At 71.2% G+C, this 14,739-nt stretch carries 14 protein-coding genes and 1 pseudogene; 5 read left to right on the top strand and 10 right to left on the bottom strand.

Features of this window, described 5'->3' with window-relative positions; translation table 11 throughout:
* Nucleotides 1-47 precede the first annotated feature (47 nt).
* Nucleotides 48-1,538 carry an aldehyde dehydrogenase gene (locus tag SMA5143A_RS28540; RefSeq protein ID WP_107465691.1) on the top strand — a complete coding sequence of 497 codons (1,491 nt, stop codon included), beginning with the start codon at nucleotides 48-50 and terminating at the stop codon, nucleotides 1,536-1,538.
* A gap of 56 nt (nucleotides 1,539-1,594) precedes the next feature.
* Complete coding sequence (locus SMA5143A_RS28535) at nucleotides 1,595-2,287, top strand: gamma-glutamyl-gamma-aminobutyrate hydrolase family protein (RefSeq protein WP_258193788.1); 693 nt, start codon at nucleotides 1,595-1,597, stop codon at nucleotides 2,285-2,287.
* Between the two features lie 46 nt (nucleotides 2,288-2,333).
* Here SMA5143A_RS28535 and SMA5143A_RS28530 read toward each other — a convergent pair whose 3' ends face one another.
* The 5 genes from SMA5143A_RS28530 to SMA5143A_RS28510 all read right to left on the bottom strand — a co-directional run bounded on the left by SMA5143A_RS28530 (nucleotide 2,334) and on the right by SMA5143A_RS28510 (nucleotide 6,041).
* Entirely contained in the window at nucleotides 2,334-3,188 is an 855-nt protein-coding gene (locus SMA5143A_RS28530; RefSeq protein WP_107465690.1) for a class II glutamine amidotransferase, read from the bottom strand.
* Between the two features lie 119 nt (nucleotides 3,189-3,307).
* Nucleotides 3,308-3,748 (bottom strand): DUF7144 family membrane protein, encoded by a 441-nt coding sequence (locus SMA5143A_RS28525; protein WP_107465689.1) that lies wholly within the window; start codon nucleotides 3,746-3,748, stop codon nucleotides 3,308-3,310.
* Between the two features lie 64 nt (nucleotides 3,749-3,812).
* Nucleotides 3,813-4,253, bottom strand: a complete 441-nt coding sequence (locus SMA5143A_RS28520) for an SHOCT domain-containing protein (RefSeq protein ID WP_107465688.1) — start codon at nucleotides 4,251-4,253, stop codon at nucleotides 3,813-3,815.
* Complete coding sequence (locus SMA5143A_RS28515) at nucleotides 4,250-5,266, bottom strand: YhjD/YihY/BrkB family envelope integrity protein (protein WP_107465687.1); 1,017 nt, start codon at nucleotides 5,264-5,266, stop codon at nucleotides 4,250-4,252. Before SMA5143A_RS28515 ends, SMA5143A_RS28520 begins: the two co-directional genes overlap by 4 nt.
* 25 nt (nucleotides 5,267-5,291) lie before the next feature.
* Nucleotides 5,292-6,041: an HdeD family acid-resistance protein gene (locus tag SMA5143A_RS28510; protein ID WP_258193787.1), complete on the bottom strand. Its 750-nt coding sequence runs from the start codon at nucleotides 6,039-6,041 to the stop codon at nucleotides 5,292-5,294.
* A gap of 249 nt (nucleotides 6,042-6,290) precedes the next feature.
* Between SMA5143A_RS28510 and SMA5143A_RS28505 the strand changes: the two genes are divergently transcribed.
* Nucleotides 6,291-6,932, top strand: coding sequence for a potassium channel family protein (locus tag SMA5143A_RS28505; protein ID WP_107465686.1), 642 nt, complete (start codon nucleotides 6,291-6,293; stop codon nucleotides 6,930-6,932).
* Between the two features lie 11 nt (nucleotides 6,933-6,943).
* On the opposite strand, the gene SMA5143A_RS28500 is transcribed toward SMA5143A_RS28505, so the two are convergent.
* From SMA5143A_RS28500 to SMA5143A_RS44825, 5 genes and pseudogenes are all read right to left on the bottom strand, one after another.
* Nucleotides 6,944-7,141 (bottom strand): hypothetical protein, encoded by a 198-nt coding sequence (locus SMA5143A_RS28500; protein WP_055543260.1) that lies wholly within the window; start codon nucleotides 7,139-7,141, stop codon nucleotides 6,944-6,946.
* 162 nt (nucleotides 7,142-7,303) lie between these two features.
* Nucleotides 7,304-7,876 (bottom strand): hypothetical protein, encoded by a 573-nt coding sequence (locus tag SMA5143A_RS28495; protein WP_107465685.1) that lies wholly within the window; start codon nucleotides 7,874-7,876, stop codon nucleotides 7,304-7,306.
* A gap of 11 nt (nucleotides 7,877-7,887) precedes the next feature.
* Complete coding sequence (locus SMA5143A_RS28490; protein WP_107465684.1) at nucleotides 7,888-9,540, bottom strand: MFS transporter; 1,653 nt, start codon at nucleotides 9,538-9,540, stop codon at nucleotides 7,888-7,890.
* Nucleotides 9,541-9,719: 179 nt separating this feature from the next.
* On the bottom strand, nucleotides 9,720-11,678 hold the full coding sequence (locus SMA5143A_RS28485; RefSeq protein ID WP_375136554.1) for an alpha-L-fucosidase: 1,959 nt from the start codon (nucleotides 11,676-11,678) through the stop codon (nucleotides 9,720-9,722).
* Between the two features lie 61 nt (nucleotides 11,679-11,739).
* Nucleotides 11,740-11,841, bottom strand: a pseudogene (locus SMA5143A_RS44825) (alpha-L-fucosidase); the annotation flags it as partial.
* A gap of 555 nt (nucleotides 11,842-12,396) precedes the next feature.
* Between SMA5143A_RS44825 and SMA5143A_RS28480 the strand changes: the two are divergent.
* Entirely contained in the window at nucleotides 12,397-13,836 is a 1,440-nt protein-coding gene (locus tag SMA5143A_RS28480) for an RICIN domain-containing protein (protein ID WP_107465683.1), read from the top strand.
* Nucleotides 13,837-14,044: 208 nt separating this feature from the next.
* Nucleotides 14,045-14,710, top strand: coding sequence for a ribosome-inactivating family protein (locus SMA5143A_RS28475; protein WP_107465682.1), 666 nt, complete (start codon nucleotides 14,045-14,047; stop codon nucleotides 14,708-14,710).
* The last annotated feature ends 29 nt before the right edge of the window (nucleotides 14,711-14,739 follow it).

The following is a 14,739-nucleotide window of genomic DNA, read 5'->3' as shown; positions in this document are numbered from 1 at the left end:
CCACCGATCCGACCTGCCGCCCACCCGACTCAGGAAGAGGAGAGCCGATGCCGGCCCTCGCCCACGACGACCTCCTGCGCAGCGCCAAGGACCTGGACCTGCCCGCCCACCACCACATCGACGGGACGGACGAGCCGGGCGGGGGCACCGCGTTCACCGTCGTCTCGCCCCGCAACGGACACGTCCTGCGCGAGGTCGCCGACGCCCGCCCCGCCGAGGTCGACCTGGCCGTGGCCGCCGCGCGCCGCGCGTTCGACTCCGGCCCCTGGCCCCGCCTCGCGCCCGCCGACCGCGGCCGGATCCTGCTGCGCGTCGCCGAACTCCTCGCAGAACACCGGGAGAAGCTGGCCCTCACCATCAGCCTGGAGATGGGCAAGCCGATCACGGACGCGTACGAGATCGAACTGCGGGCCGCGATCAACACCTTCCGCTGGTACGGGCAACTGGCCGGCAAACTCACCGACGAGTCACCCCACACCGCCCCCGACGCCCTCGCCCTCGTCACCCGGGAGCCCGCCGGGGTCGTCGGCGCCGTCGTGCCGTGGAACTTCCCCCTGACGCTGGCCAGTTGGAAGGTCGCCCCGGCCCTCGCCGCCGGCTGCACGGTCGTCCTGAAGCCGTCGGAGAACTCGCCGCTGTCCGCGCTGCTCCTCGGCCGGATCGCCACCGAGGCCGGCCTGCCGCCGGGCGTCCTCAACGTCGTCACCGGCGACGGGCCGGTGGCCGGACGGGCCATCGGGCTGCACCCGGACGTGGACGTGCTGGCGTTCACCGGCTCCACCGCGGTCGGCCGCCACTTCCTGCGCTACGCCGCCGACTCCAACCTCAAGCGCGTCTGGCTGGAGCTGGGCGGGAAGTCGCCGAACATCATCCTTCCCGACGCCCCCGACCTGGAGAAGGCCGCCGCCACCGCCGCCTGGGGCATCTTCTTCAACCAGGGCGAGATGTGCACCGCGCCCTCCCGGCTGCTGGTGCACTCCTCCGTCGCCGAGCGCGTCACCGAGGCGATCGTGGCCCGCGCCCGTGACCTGCGCGTCGGCGACCCGCTCGACCCGGCGACCGAGATGGGCGCCCTGGTCGGCGAGGCCCATCTGGAGCGCGTCCTCGACCACATCGGCACCGGCCGCGAGGAGGGCGCGCGGCTGCTGACCGGCGGCGAGCGCACCCTGACCGGCACCGGCGGCAGCTATCTGCGGCCCACCGTCTTCGACGGGGTGGACCCGGGCATGCGCCTGGCCCGCGAGGAGATCTTCGGCCCGGTGCTCTCCGTGCTGACCTTCGACGACCTCGACGAGGCCGTGCGGCTGGCCAACGCCACCGAGTACGGTCTCGCCGCCGGACTGTGGACCTCCGACCTGTCCACCGCGCACCGGGTCTCGCGCGCCCTCAAGGCGGGCACCGTCTGGGTCAACTGCTACGAGGAGGGCGACCTCACCGTGCCCTTCGGCGGCATGAAGCAGTCCGGCAACGGCCGCGACAAGTCCGCGCACGCCCTCGACAAGTACACCGAACTGAAGACCACCTGGATCCAGCTGTGACCCCTTCGTCCACGCGCCCTCCCACGCCCACGCGACCTCTGACGCCTCATCGCCCCTTGATCGCGATTCCGGCCAGGTTCGCCGCCACCACGTCCGCGCTCCGGTACGCCGCCGAGGTCAACGCCCGCGCCCTGGTCGAGGCGGTGTGGCGGGCCGGTGGGGAGCCGGTGAGCGTGCACCCCGCCGCCGGGGACGTGGCCGCCCGCCTCACCCGCTTCGACGGCGTCCTGCTGCCCGGCGGCGGCGACCTCGCCCCCCACCACTACGGCGCGACCGACACCCACGCCACCGTGTACGACGTGGACGAGACGCAGGACGCCTTCGACCTGGCGGTCGCACGCGAGACGCTCGCCCTGGGACTGCCCCTGCTGGCGGTCTGCCGGGGCCTCCAGGTCGTCAACGTCGCCCTCGGCGGCACCCTGGAGCAGGACATGGGCGGCCCGGAGCGCGAGCACCGGCACCTCGTGCACCCCGTCACGCTGCGACCGGCGTCGGAGGTGGCCCGTGCGACGGGCGCCGAGAAGGTCGACGCCTCCTGCTACCACCACCAGCGTGTCGACCGCCTCGGCACGGGGCTGGAGGTGACGGCCACCGCGGTGGACGGCACCGCCGAGGCGCTCGAACTCCCCGGTGCGCGCGGCTGGTTCACGGCCGTCCAGTGGCATCCCGAGGACACCGCCGCCGAGGACCCGGCCCAGCAGAACCTTTTCGACGCCTTGGTCCGGGCCACCCGCGACCGCCGGAGCTGAACGCGGGTTCAGGGGCTGAGAACGGGCTCACGGACCGAGAGCGGGTTCAAGTGCTGAGAACGGGTTCGGGACTCGGAGTGAAGGGGAGCAGTTTGTCGGCGCCCGGCTGCACCACGCCGTAGTGGCTCTCCGGGACCTCGTTCCAGACTCCGGGCAGGTCGCCCAGGGGCTCGGAGACGACGAGCCGGGTGTCGTCGGAGACCTCGCGGAGGAACGACAGGTCGGGGTGGAGCGACCGGAGCGTCTCCACATCGGTGCTGTAGTACAGCGAACGCGAGGCGCCCTGGCTGGAGTAGCGGAAGACCCACAGCCGCTGTCCCTCCGTGACGGCCACCGTCATCTGGAGCGGGAACTCCACCCCGTGCTCGCGGCCGACCCGCTCCACCAGGCCCGCCATCCGCGCGACGGCGCCCGGCGGGTCCTCCTCCAGACCGAAGGTGAGCGCCAGGTAGAACATCATCTCGGAGTCCGTCGATCCCTCCATGTCGAGGAACAACTCCGGGTCGACGACGAGGGCGAGGTCCCGGCGCATCCGGTGGAACTCGGCGATCGCGCCGTTGTGCATCCACATCCAGCGGCCGTGCCGGAACGGATGGCAGTTGGTCTGCTGCACCGCCGTGCCGGTGGTCGCCCGGATGTGGGCGAAGAACAGCGGCGACTCGACGTGGTCGGCGATCTCCCGCAGATTCCGGTTGCTCCACGCCGGCCCGACGTCCCGGAATACGGCCGGGGTGCTGGTGTGCGGGGACGTGTCGTACCAGCCGATGCCGAATCCGTCGCCGTTGGTCGTCTCCACACCCATCCGGGCGTGCAGACTCTGGTCGATCAACGAGTGCGCGGGCTGGTACAGGATGGTGTCGAGCAGCACGGGTGTTCCCGAGTAGGCAAGCCACCGGCACATGGGTCTCCGCCCTTCCTGGTGTTCGGTCGTAGGCGCCGGCCGACGCCGCCCCGGCCGGCGGCGCTCTCCTGGGCGCCGCCTCCGGTGGGGGCCGTGACCGGGGTCCTTGCTCCCTCCTCTCACATGTCGCTCGAAGCGAGGGAGTCGTCCTTGCGCACCACGCACAGGGCCCAGATGACGAACGCCGACATCGCGATCATCACGATCGACCACGCCGGGTAGTACGGCAGGGAGAGGAAGTTCGCGATGATGATGAGCGAGGCGATCCCCACGCCCGCGACGCGTGCCCACGTCGACGTCTGGAACAGCCCGGCACTCACGATCAGGGCGACGGCACCCAGGATCAGGTGGATCCAGCCCCAGCTGGTGAGGTCGAACTCGTAGACGTAGTTGCGGGTCGTGACGAAGATGTCGTCCTCGGCGATCGCCGCGATGCCGCGCATCACGTCGAGGACACCGGCGATCAGGAGCATGACGGCGGCGAAGGCCGTCAGTCCGACGGCCCATCCCTGCTTGGCCGAGTGCTCGCGCGTGGGGCGGGTGTGGTGGGTGGTTGCCATGCTGCTGCCTCGTTTCGTGTCGGCTCCGGGCGCGGTCGGCGACCGGAGGAGTGGGGGACGTGAGTCAGCGTTCCGGGGCGCCGGAGCCGCTCAGCACCAGTTGCTTGGCCCGGCGGAACTCGTCGTCGGTGATGTCACCGCGGGCGCGGATCTCGGAGAGCCTGGTCAGTTCGTCGACGCTGCTGGCCCGGCCACCGGAACCGGCGGCGGTCTCACGGATGTAGCTGTCGAAGGCCTGCTGCTGGGCCCGGGCCTGCGCCACCTCGCGGCGCCCCATGTTCTTGCCACGGGCGACCACGTAGACGAACACACCCAGGAAGGGCAGGACGATCGCGAACACCAGCCAGCCCGCCTTGGCCCAGCCGCTCAGTTCGTCGTCGCGGAAGATGTCGACGACGACCCGGAACAGCAGGACGAACCACATGATCCACAGGAAGAACACCAGCATCGTCCAGAAGGCGCTCAGCAGTGGATAGTCGTACGCGAGATAGGTCGGCCCACTCATGTCTCTCCTCCGTCCTGCCCGTGCCCGGCAGTCATGCCCGGCCTTGCCTCCTCAGCGTGCCCACGGTGGGGACCGCGCGTCCTCACCCGGGAAGGGTGAAGCCGCGTCGACGGCGGCGCGGACCGGTGGCCCATCGGCTCACTCGTGGTCCGGGGCCGACGGCGCGGGAGGCGGGCCGTCCGGTACCAGCCGGTGGCCGCGACCATGGGGCCGAGGGCCAGGCCGGACACGGCGACCAGGAACACCGCGATCAGCCAGGACAGGAACGTGAAGACCGGTCCGAGCGGGCCGAACTCCTCCAGACCGCGCTGCATGGCCGCCGGCATGAACAGGCGGGCCGCCCAGCTCAGCACCACCGTGCCCGTCCCCGCCAGCACGGCTCCGGGGAGCAGCTCCCGCCAGCCGATCCGACCGCCGAGCAGCAGATGCTGGGACCACCACCACAGCAGCGGCGCCGCCAGCACGGACAGCACCAGCCCCGTCACGGTGCCCAGGCCGAAGCCGCCGCGCAGCGGTGCCTGGAGCAGCAGGACCCCCAGCCAGACCACGAGCCAGAGCAACCAGCGCCACACGGTCACCGCCCGAAGCGGTGCCCTGGGCAGGTGCCAGCACCGTTCGCACACCGCCTGGAGCGCCCGGCTGAAGGCGGTGGCGGAGACAAGGGTGATCAGCACTCCGAGGGCGCCCACGGTGTCACGGGTGGTACCGGTCGCGGCGAAGGCCCGACGCATCTCGTCGAGGGTGTCGCCGCGGATCCCCAGCACCGCGCGGAGCGAGTCGACCAGCAGCTCCTGGATTCCTCCGGGGGCGAAGGACGCCACCGTCATCAGCAGGGGGAGCGCCGTGACGAACGCCTGGGCGGCCAGTCGTACGGAGCCCTCCACCACGTTGAGGGCCGACAGGTGGGGCAGGAGCCGGGCGGCGGGAGCCGCGCGCAGCCCGGCGGCCACCCGTTCGGCCCTGCTTCTGCGGGCGGGGGTGGCGGGGTCGGCCGGGGCGCGCCGTCTGGTCATGGCTCAGGGAGCCGCTCGCTCCGCGTCACCGCGCGGCCGCCCTCCGGGCGGACGCGCGGCCGAGTGCGGCGCGCCCGGCGAGGGCGACGGCGCCCTCGGCCAGGCCGAGCAGGACGAGCCACAGGCCGAGCAGCCGGGTCAGGGCGCGCGCGGACTCGGCCGGGAGGGCCAGCACCACGACCCCCGCGACGACACCGAGGACCGCGGCGCCGAGAAGGAGGCCGCGGTGGGGAAGGTCCTTGGCGGACATGGCCGTGTACAGGGCGAGGAGGCCCGTCACGAGCCACACCATGCCGACGATCAGTGCCAGTGCGGTGATGGTCTGCAGGGGGTTCCGCAGGCACAGCACTCCGGCCACCACGTACAGCACGGCGATCAGCAGTCCGGGGAAGCGTTCGCCGTGGTCGGGGCGGGCGAACGCCGCGACGAAGCGGAAGCCGCCGAGCACGAGCAGGTGCAGGCCGACGAGGACCGCGAGGACGTGCAGGGTCTCGTCGGGCCAGACAAGTACGAGGATGCCGGGCACGATCGTGGCGACGGCCGCCCCCAGCAGCCAGGACCAGGACCCGCCGAGCCCTCCGAGCGCCTCCGCCGGTCCCTGCCCGGACCGCGAGCCCACGGCCCCGGCACCTGCTCCGGAGTCGTGGGCGGCGGAACCGGGGGCGGCCGTGGGGTGGTGGGCCGGAGGGGCGGGGGGCACCATCGGTCGGGAGGTCGTGGGGTCGGGTCCGCCCGCGCGTCCGGAGGCCGGAGCGGGGTCGTGCGGCGCGGTCATGGAGGTCCTCCTCGCACTGTCACGCGGGGCGTTCGCACGCCCGTGGCCACATGGTGGCCGACGGGGCCAGCTTCCTCCGTCCGGCCGATCGCCGGGTCACCCGCGGCGGGTGACCCGGGGCGTGGCCGCGGGCCTGGGCCGGAGGCGGTGGGCGCGGCCGGTGGCGTCGTACGTACGGGCAGCGGCGCGCGTGCCCCGCGGCGCCGGGCGGAAGCGCGCCGAGCGCGCGGCGGAGAGGATGGGTCCGAGATGAGTGATTCCTCCGAGAGGCGGGCGGGCCACGGCCGCACCCGCGCTGCCGACTCAGGGCAGAACCGTGAACGCCGTGCCCGCCGACGGGCGACGCGCGCGGTGGTCGCCCGTACGGTGCTGATGGCCGCCGGTCTCCTCACCGCGTACTACCTGCTGCCCCTGGAGGAGTACCGCACCGGCGGCGCCCTGACTCTGATCGTGTGCGGTCTACTGGCGGTCGTACTGCTGTTCGTGTGGCAGGTCAGGACCATCGCACGCTCGCCCTATCCGCGGCTGCGGGCCGTGGAGTCCCTCACCCTGACCCTGGTCGTGTTCCTGGTGCTGTTCGCGACGACGTACTACCTGATGGACCGCACCACGCCCGGCTCCTTCACCGAGCCGATGACCAGGACGGACTCCCTGTATTACACGCTGACGACGTTCACCACCGTCGGCTTCGGCGACATCACCGCCCGTTCGGAGACGGGGCGGGTGGCGACCATGATCCAGATGGTGGTGGGTCTGCTGCTCGTGGGCGGGGCCGCGCGGGTGCTGGCGACGGCGGTGGAGGTGGGGCTGCGTCGGCGGGGAGATGCGCCGTCCGCCTCGGACGGTTCCGGTGCCGGGGCGGAGGGACGGGGCCGCGCGTCCGGGCCGTGAGCCGTTCCGGATCACTCCGGCAGTTGGCGCATCTCCACGACCCGCAGTCCCAGCGACCGGCAGCGCGCCAGCAGCCCGTACAGGTGTGCCTCGTCGATGACGTGGCCGAACAGCAGGGTCTGTCCGGACATCAGCACATGGTCCAGCTCCGGAAAGGCCTTGGCCAGCGTCTCCGACATGTGTCCCTCGACGCGGATCTCGTAGCGCATGAGCTGTTCTCCCGCGGGCGGCCGGGGGTGCGAACTCCGTCCCTGTCCCGACGATCGTGCCGGTCGGTGCGTCCCCGGGCCTCACCCCGTGCAGGTGAACTGCCCGTGACGGTGGACGCCGAGGCCCCATGACGGGTGGCCGAGGGGCCCCGATCAGTGTTCTCAGTGTTTGAGGAAGAGCTTGAAGCAGATGATCGGCACGCCGAGCAGCACATTGACGGATGCGGCGATCGTGACGAGACGCCAGGAGGCGCCGGCCCACCGTGCCGCCGCGACGGACCAGCCCACCTGCCCGGCCAGGGCCACGGCGAGCGCCAGCCAGACGGCGCCCTGGACGTCCAGGCCGAGGAGCGGGCTGACCGCCACCGCCAGGGCGGGCGGGACGGCGGCCTTCATGATCGGCCACTCCTCCTGGCAGACGCGCAGGACGACCCGGCGGTCCAGGGACCGCTGGGCGAGGCGTTCCCCGAACAGCACGGCGTGCACGTGCGCGATCCAGAAGACGATGCCGGTGAGCAGCAACAGCAGCACGATCTCCAGCCGTGGGAAGGAGCCCAGGGTGCCGGCGCCGAGGATCACGGATGCCGCCAGCATGGAGCCGTAGATGCCGCCGCTGTAGTCCGCGTGGGCGCGGCGCTCGGCCCGCCGGGCCCGGGCGGCGGGGGGCGCGGGGGGCGTGGTCGGTGCCTGGGCGGTGGTCCGGTCGTGGGCGGTGGTCCGGTCGCTCTCGGACACGGGAACCCCCTTCATGGGCGGCGGGCCGACCGGGATGTTCCGGCGGCCGGGGCGGCGGCGTCCGGCGCCGCCGGGCCTTTCCCACCGGTCCCTCCGGTCCGCCCCGTCGGCAGATGCGGTGTGACGAGGTAGCTGGCGAGGGTGATGCCGCCGGCGGCGAGGAGGGCCGCCTTGAGACCGTTGAGCTGGGCGGTGGCGTAGGCGTCGGTGAGTGCCTCGACCTCGGACGGCGGCAGCCCGGCCCGCTCGGCGGCGGAGCGCACCTGGTCGGTGGGGACGAAGGAGATCCCGGCCTCCAGGGCGACGCCCGTACGCTCGCGGGTCTCCTCCGACAGCCGCGGGTCGTCGGCGATCTGGGAGGTGAAGGCGTGGGCGAGCGCGCCGACGAGGATCGAGCCCATGAGTGCCGTACCCAGCGCGGAGCCCAGGTTCTGCGCGGTGAACTGCATACCGCCGGCCTCGCTGCGTTCCTCCTCGCTCACGCTGGACTGGACGACGTTGCCCAGTTGCGAGGCGAGCATGCCCATGCCCACGCCGAGCAGGGCCATGGCGCAGGCGAACTGCGCGTCGTCGATGACGGGGTCGATGGTGGCCAGCAGCCACACGACGGCCCCGACGAGTGCGGCGAGGCCCAGCCGGACCATGCGGCGCGGCCCCACCCGCCGGCCCAGCCGGGCGGCGACGGTGGACGCCACGAGCATGGTCACGGACACCGGGAGCAGCCGCAGTCCCGTCTGGAACGCGTCGAATCCCTGGACGACCTGGAGGTACAGCGGGATGGTGAAGAAGAGGCCGAGCAGGATGAGGTTCTGGCTCACCAGCGTCATCAGGCCGGACCGCAGCGCGGGCACGCCCAGCAGCGACAGATGCACCAGGGGGTCGCGGTTCTCGCGTTCCCGGTGCCGTTCCCAGTGCCGGAAGAAGGCCAGGACGGCCACTCCGGCGGCGACGACGAACAGGGTGGGCGCGAATCCGAGGACGGTGAAGGGCGGGTTGCGGGGCTGCACCCAGCCCCAGGTTCCGCTCTGGAGCACCCCCAGTACGCCGAGGCCGAGCCCGGCGGCCGAGAGGATCGCGCCGACGGCGTCCAGCCGGGGGCGCGGCCCGGTCCGGGGGATGTCGGTGATCACCCGGCGGAAGCAGAGGACGGTCACGACGACCACCACCTCGCCGGCGAAGACCAGCCGCCAGGTGAGGTACGTGGTGACCCAGCCGCCGAGCAGCGGGCCGACCGCGATGCCCGCACCGGCGAGTCCGCCGATGACGCCGTAGGCGACGGCCCGGTCCCGGCCCCGGTAGGACTCGGCGACGAGGGCCGCCATGGCCGGCAACACCATGGCGGCCCCGATCCCCTCGATGACGGACCAGCCCAGCGTGAGGACCCACAGGCTGGGGGCCACGGCGGTCAGAGCCGATCCGGTGGCGTAGACGACGAGGCCCAGGAGGAAGACGCAGCGTCGCCCGAGGATGTCCCCGAGGCGTCCTCCGATGAGCATGAACGCGGCCATGACCAGCGCGTACAGGGTGATCACGGCCTGGATGGCCGTGACCTCGGTGTCGAAGTCCTCGACCAGCTGACTGATCGATACGTTCATGACGGAGGTGTCCAGCACCATGAGGAACTGGGCCGTACCGAGAACGATCAGAGCCCGCCAGTGCGCCACACCGCCCACCTCGCCGAGTCGGCCCGGGCACCCGGTGGGGTGGCCCGGACAGCGGCCCTCCGCCGACCGGCCGCCACATCCATCGCAGCGCACAACCCCGCCGGCCGCCTCACCCGCCACGGGCGAGGCGGCCACCACATGAGCGGTGACCGCGATCGCGGCGCTGCGCGGCTCGCCGGCTACAGGGCGATGACCTGCCATTCCTGGTTGGCGCCTCCGGTGTCGTGCCACTGGATGACCGCGGCGCCGTCCGCGGTGGAGGCGTCCTTGACGTCGGCGCACCAGCCGTTGCCGACGTTGACGAGGCGGTAGTGGCCACTGGTCGCGGGGACCAGCTTCCACCACTGGTTGCCGGCGTCGGTGTCCGCCCACTGGCCCAGGGCCGCGCCCTCGGCGGAGCCCCCCGGACTGTCCAGGACCTTCCCGCTGCGGACGTTGGACAGCCGGTAGGAGCCGTCCGTGTTGGGCAGCAGCTTCCACTGCTGGTTGGTGCCGCCGGTCCACGGCCACTGGATGACGGCCGCGCCGTCGGCGCTGGAAGCCGCGCTGACGTCCAGCACCTTGCCGCTCTTGCGGTTGACCACCCGGAACGTGCCCAGATCGGCGGCGAAGGGCCGGTCGTAGACCTCCAGACTGCGGATGGACGCCCAGGCCCCGGAGGGCAGGCCCGTGACGGTCACCCGCACGTACCGGGCCGAGGCGCTGACCATGGCGACCTGCACCTGGCTCGTGCCGGCGGTGCCGGTGCGGTCGGCCAGGGTGGTCCAGGTGGCGTTGTCGGTGGAGCCCTCGATCCGGTACCGGTAGTTGGTGGCGTCCAGCTCCCAGGCGATCCGGACGCCGGTGAGCGATTTGGCCTCCCCCAGGTCCACCTTCAGCCAGTGGCCGGTGCTGCCGTTGCTCGCGCACCAGCGGGTCGCGGTGGAGCCGTCGACCGCCTTGGCCGCCGTGTTCCCCTTGGAGCTCTCCTCGCTGCTCGCTGTGGCGGGCCTGCCGGCGGCGATGTCGGCCGGCTGCACCGTCCGGTCCAGGATGACGCCGACGACGCTGTCCTCGGGGACGCGGGTGCGGTTGATGCCGGTGACGGTCACCTCGCCGCTGTCACTCACGCTGTACGCCAGGTCGGTGCCCGACGCCACGTCGAACACCCGGGTGACCTTCGCGTCGCCGATCTGCGGGGTGGTGAAGGAGGTGCCGCTGTAGCCGGGCAGCAGATGGACATAGAAGGTCCTGTCCTTGTACGTGAACCCGTACTTGCCGTCGACCGGGTTCCACGGGCCGCCGACGGTGCCGTACACGGCCTCCCCGCACATGGTCAGGAAGGAGCCGATCTGCCGTACCAGGGTCTGCTGGGCGCTCGGGACCGCGCCGGTGCGGTCGGGGCCGACGTTGACGAGACAGGTCATGTCGCGCACCCAGGCGTTGACCAGGATGTTCATGGCGGTGCCGAAGCTCATCACCCCGGAGCCGGCCTTGTAGCCCCAGGCGCCGCCGATGGTGAAGCACTTCTCCGACACCTTGCCGGTGCGGATGGCACCGCTCGGGACGGAGGGGCCTTCCTCGCTGGCGAAGTCGCCGATCCAGCCGGAGCGCAGCGTGGTGACGGCGTCGGGCTGGTGCTTGCGGACCAGCCCGGTCAGGCCCAGAGGCTTGCCGGTGGCGGGATCGGTGTCGCCGTAGGCGGCGTCCACCGGCCATTCGTTGGCGGGGTCGCGGAACCTGCCGGGCTCCCAGAAGAAGGCGGCGTCCGCGTCCGAGCCCTGCTGGCCGAGCCAGCCGCCGTCCCACCACAGGTCGTCGATCTTGCCGTACTGGGTGACCAGTTCCTTGACCTGCTGGTACACCTCGTTCTTCATGATCCGCGCGTTCTCCTTGTGCGCGGGATCGGTGGTGTACCCCCACGCGTTCGGGAGGCAGTCGGTGCCACGGACGTCATAGTAGCCGGGGTAGCGCCAGCTCAGCGGGGAGAAGTACAGGCCCACCTTCAGCCCGGCGTCCCGTACGGCGGTGACGTACTGGCCGATGAAGTCCTTTTGCAGCGGCGCCTGACCGGCGTGCCAGGCGTTCGGGTGGGTGGACGGCCACAGCGCGAACCCGTCGTGGTGGCGAGCGGTGAGAACGGTGTACTTGGCGCCCATTCGCCAGCTGGGCCCAGTCGGCCGGCCTGTACGCGCTGCCGGTGAACTGCTCACCGGTGACGTCGGTGACGTACTTCTTGTAGTTCTCCGGCGTGACGGCGGCGTTCTCCATGTACCACTCGCCCTTGGCCGGGCCGGAGTAGGGACCCCAGTGGATGAACATGCCGAGCTTGGCGTCCCGCAGCCACTGGATCTTGTCGTCGGACTGCTGCTCGACACCCTGGTCGAGCTTCGGGACACGCAGGGGCGGGAGCGGAAGGGGCCGGGTGGACGCGGCGTGCGCGGGGCTCGCCAGGGCGGGCGTGACGACTGCGGCGACCGTCATGGCCGCCATACCCATCAGTACTCTTCGTCGCGTGAGCGGTTCTGACAAGGGAGATCTCTCCTGCCTGTCCAAAGGACAGCACGGACCATGCGGTGCGTCAGCATCGGGACCGAACAGATCGGATGGGTCATCCCGGGGACGGCGGGATACAGGGAGCCGCACAGAAACGCACATCGCACCGGGATGACGCTGAATGCATTAAGAATCATGACGTCAACCCTGTCCATAGGGCGGACGAAAAAGCGCCCAGAACGCAGGTGGTGGCCAGACGTATCAAGATCCGCTCCAGCAGACATCGGATGTCAGAACCCTTGACGTACCGATGCACCCACCTCTACCGTCCGGCAACGGAGTCGCACACACATCAACAATTCCAAAACTGCTGAGGTACCCATGCTCAGACGCATCCTCACGCTCGTGCTGGCCGCCACGGTGAGCGTGTTCGCCTTGTTGGTGACCGGCTCGCCCGCCTCGGCCGCACCGGTCACGGTGACCAACGGGACGCAGTTCACCGACGCCACGGGAGCCGTGGTGCACGCCCATGGCGGCGGGGTGATCAAGGTCGGCTCCTTCTACTACTGGTTCGGCGAGAACCGCAACGCCGACAACACCTTCAAGGCCGTCTCCGTCTACCGCTCCACCGACCTGAAGACCTGGGAGTTCCGGCGCCATGTGCTGACCCAGGCCAGCGACCCCGAGTTGGCGGTCGCCAACATCGAACGCCCGAAGGTGATCTTCAACAGCACCACCGGCACGTTCGTGATGTGGATGCACAAGGAGAACGGCAGCGACTACAACCAGGCCCGTGCCGCGGTCGCCGTCTCCGACACCGTCGACGGCGACTACACCTGGCGGGGCAGCTTCCGCCCGCCGTCCGGCACCACGTCCCGCGACATGACGCTGTTCAAGGACGACGACGGCACCGCCTACCAGATCACCTCCGCGGCCGGCAACGCCGACCTGCAGATCTGGAAGCTCACCGCCGACTACACCGGCTACGACAGCCTGGCCGCCAACCCGTGGGCGGGCACCTTCCGCGAGGCACCGGCGCTGTTCAAGCGGGACGGCGTCTACTTCATGCTCACCTCCGGCAACAGCGGCTGGAAGCCGAACCAGCAGAGGTACGCGACCGCGACCAGCATCACCGGCCCGTGGACGGCGATGGCCGACATCGGGGACGACACCGGCTACGGCTCCCAGACCACGTTCGTCCTGCCCGTCCAGGGCACCTCCGGCACCTCGTACCTGTACATGGGCGACCGCTGGGGCAACTCCATGGGCGGCACCGTCAACGACTCCCAGTACGTCTGGCTGCCGCTGACCTTCCCGACCAAGACCACCATGAACCTGCCCTGGTACCCGCAGATCGCCGTCGACACCGCAGCCGGCACGGTCACCGGCGTGGGCGGCGGCCCCTACTACAACCTGGTCGCCCGGCACAGCGGCAAGTGCCTCGACATCACCGACAACTCGGCCGCCGACAGCGCGTTCGCCCTCCAGTACACCTGCGGCGGCGGCCTCAACCAGCAGTGGCGGCTCCAGGACGCGGGGAGTGGCTACGTCCGCGTCCTCGCCCAGCACAGCGGCAAGTGCCTGGACGTCTCCGGCGCCTCCACCGCCGACGGCGCCTTCGTGAACCAGTACCGCTGCACGACGGGCACCAACCAGCAGTGGCGGTTCGAGGACCAGGGAAGCGGCTACTACCGCCTGGTGGCCCGGCACAGCGGCAAGTGCCTGGACGTCAAGGACGCCTCCACCGCCAACGGCGCCCGACTCATCCAGTGGACCTGCGGGACCGGCACCAACCAGCAGTTCGAGCGCCGCACCGCCTGACGGCACGCACCGAGGCCCGACGGGTGGGCGTCCTGGCCACCCGTCGGGCCTCGGCACGTCCGCGTCCGGAAAGCCCCATATGTGTACGCACCACATGAAACCCTGCCCTCTTGAATTGTTCGCGGCGGCAACAGGGGCCTGCCAAACAACCGCCCGGCTGTGAGCGTCGTTGGTGACATCGCCGCACGTCGAACAACCGGAGCACGACATGCCCACCAGCGTCACCATCGTGGTCGCCTTGTCGGTGCTTCTCGGCCTCCTGGTGATCATCCACGCATGGATGGGCACCGACGACGTCGACCTCCCCCAGGTCCGCTGGCAGCTGGACCGCGGATCGGGCGCCTACCTGGACATGCTCGACCGGCTGCGGAGTCTCGCCGAGACCCCGGCCGACGGCAGCACCACGCCCGACGTCGACACCCGGAGGTTCGCCGACGTCGTGATCAGCGGCGGCAACCACACCCCCACGGCGCACGCGCTCGTACGGCTCAGCGACTTCCGCGTCGTCCGGTTCTCCGTCGGTGGCACCCCGCACGGCGTCGTCCTGAACCTCGCCTCCGGCATACCGGACAAGGAGGACGCCACCGATGACAACTGGTTCCTCGGCAAGGAGGGCTACGACGATCTCGCCCGCGTCGCGAACCAGTCGCTGACCGACGTCGACCTCGGCTGGTTCAGCCTTGAGCAGAGCCTCAGGGACCTCGGCGTCCGCGGCACCGACCGCACCACGCAGGCGAGCGGCATGCTCCGCTACAGCATCGCCATCACCGCGGCCTCCCGGTTCCGCCCCATCGCCGACCACATCGCCGGCGGCATGGACAAGGGATCCCCCGTCTTCGTCACCGCACAGCAGGTCGGCCTGATGCGCGGCTAGGGCGCGTTGCGAAAGTAGCGTCGTCTGCC

This window comes from Streptomyces sp. MA5143a (assembly GCF_900290235.1).
In the GTDB taxonomy this organism is placed as follows: Bacteria; Actinomycetota; Actinomycetes; order Streptomycetales; family Streptomycetaceae; genus Streptomyces.
Note: the sequence above shows the minus strand (reverse complement) of the source record. Positions and strands in the feature narration are given on the sequence as shown.

Excerpts from the sequence above, each read along its gene's own strand:
- SMA5143A_RS28540 (WP_107465691.1), top strand. The coding sequence starts at position 48 with ATGCCGGCCCTCGCCCACGACGACCTCCTGCGCAGCGCCAAGGACCTG.
- SMA5143A_RS28505 (WP_107465686.1), top strand. The coding sequence starts at position 6,291 with ATGAGTGATTCCTCCGAGAGGCGGGCGGGCCACGGCCGCACCCGCGCT.
- SMA5143A_RS28480 (WP_107465683.1), top strand. The coding sequence starts at position 12,397 with ATGCTCAGACGCATCCTCACGCTCGTGCTGGCCGCCACGGTGAGCGTG.
- SMA5143A_RS28515 (WP_107465687.1), bottom strand. The coding sequence starts at position 5,266 with ATGACCAGACGGCGCGCCCCGGCCGACCCCGCCACCCCCGCCCGCAGA.
- SMA5143A_RS28530 (WP_107465690.1), bottom strand. The coding sequence starts at position 3,188 with ATGTGCCGGTGGCTTGCCTACTCGGGAACACCCGTGCTGCTCGACACC.
- SMA5143A_RS28485 (WP_375136554.1), bottom strand. The coding sequence starts at position 11,678 with ATGGGCGCCAAGTACACCGTTCTCACCGCTCGCCACCACGACGGGTTC.
- SMA5143A_RS28500 (WP_055543260.1), bottom strand. The coding sequence starts at position 7,141 with ATGCGCTACGAGATCCGCGTCGAGGGACACATGTCGGAGACGCTGGCC.
- SMA5143A_RS28510 (WP_258193787.1), bottom strand. The coding sequence starts at position 6,041 with ATGACCGCGCCGCACGACCCCGCTCCGGCCTCCGGACGCGCGGGCGGA.
- SMA5143A_RS28525 (WP_107465689.1), bottom strand. The coding sequence starts at position 3,748 with ATGGCAACCACCCACCACACCCGCCCCACGCGCGAGCACTCGGCCAAG.
- SMA5143A_RS28475 (WP_107465682.1), top strand. The coding sequence starts at position 14,045 with ATGCCCACCAGCGTCACCATCGTGGTCGCCTTGTCGGTGCTTCTCGGC.
- SMA5143A_RS28520 (WP_107465688.1), bottom strand. The coding sequence starts at position 4,253 with ATGAGTGGGCCGACCTATCTCGCGTACGACTATCCACTGCTGAGCGCC.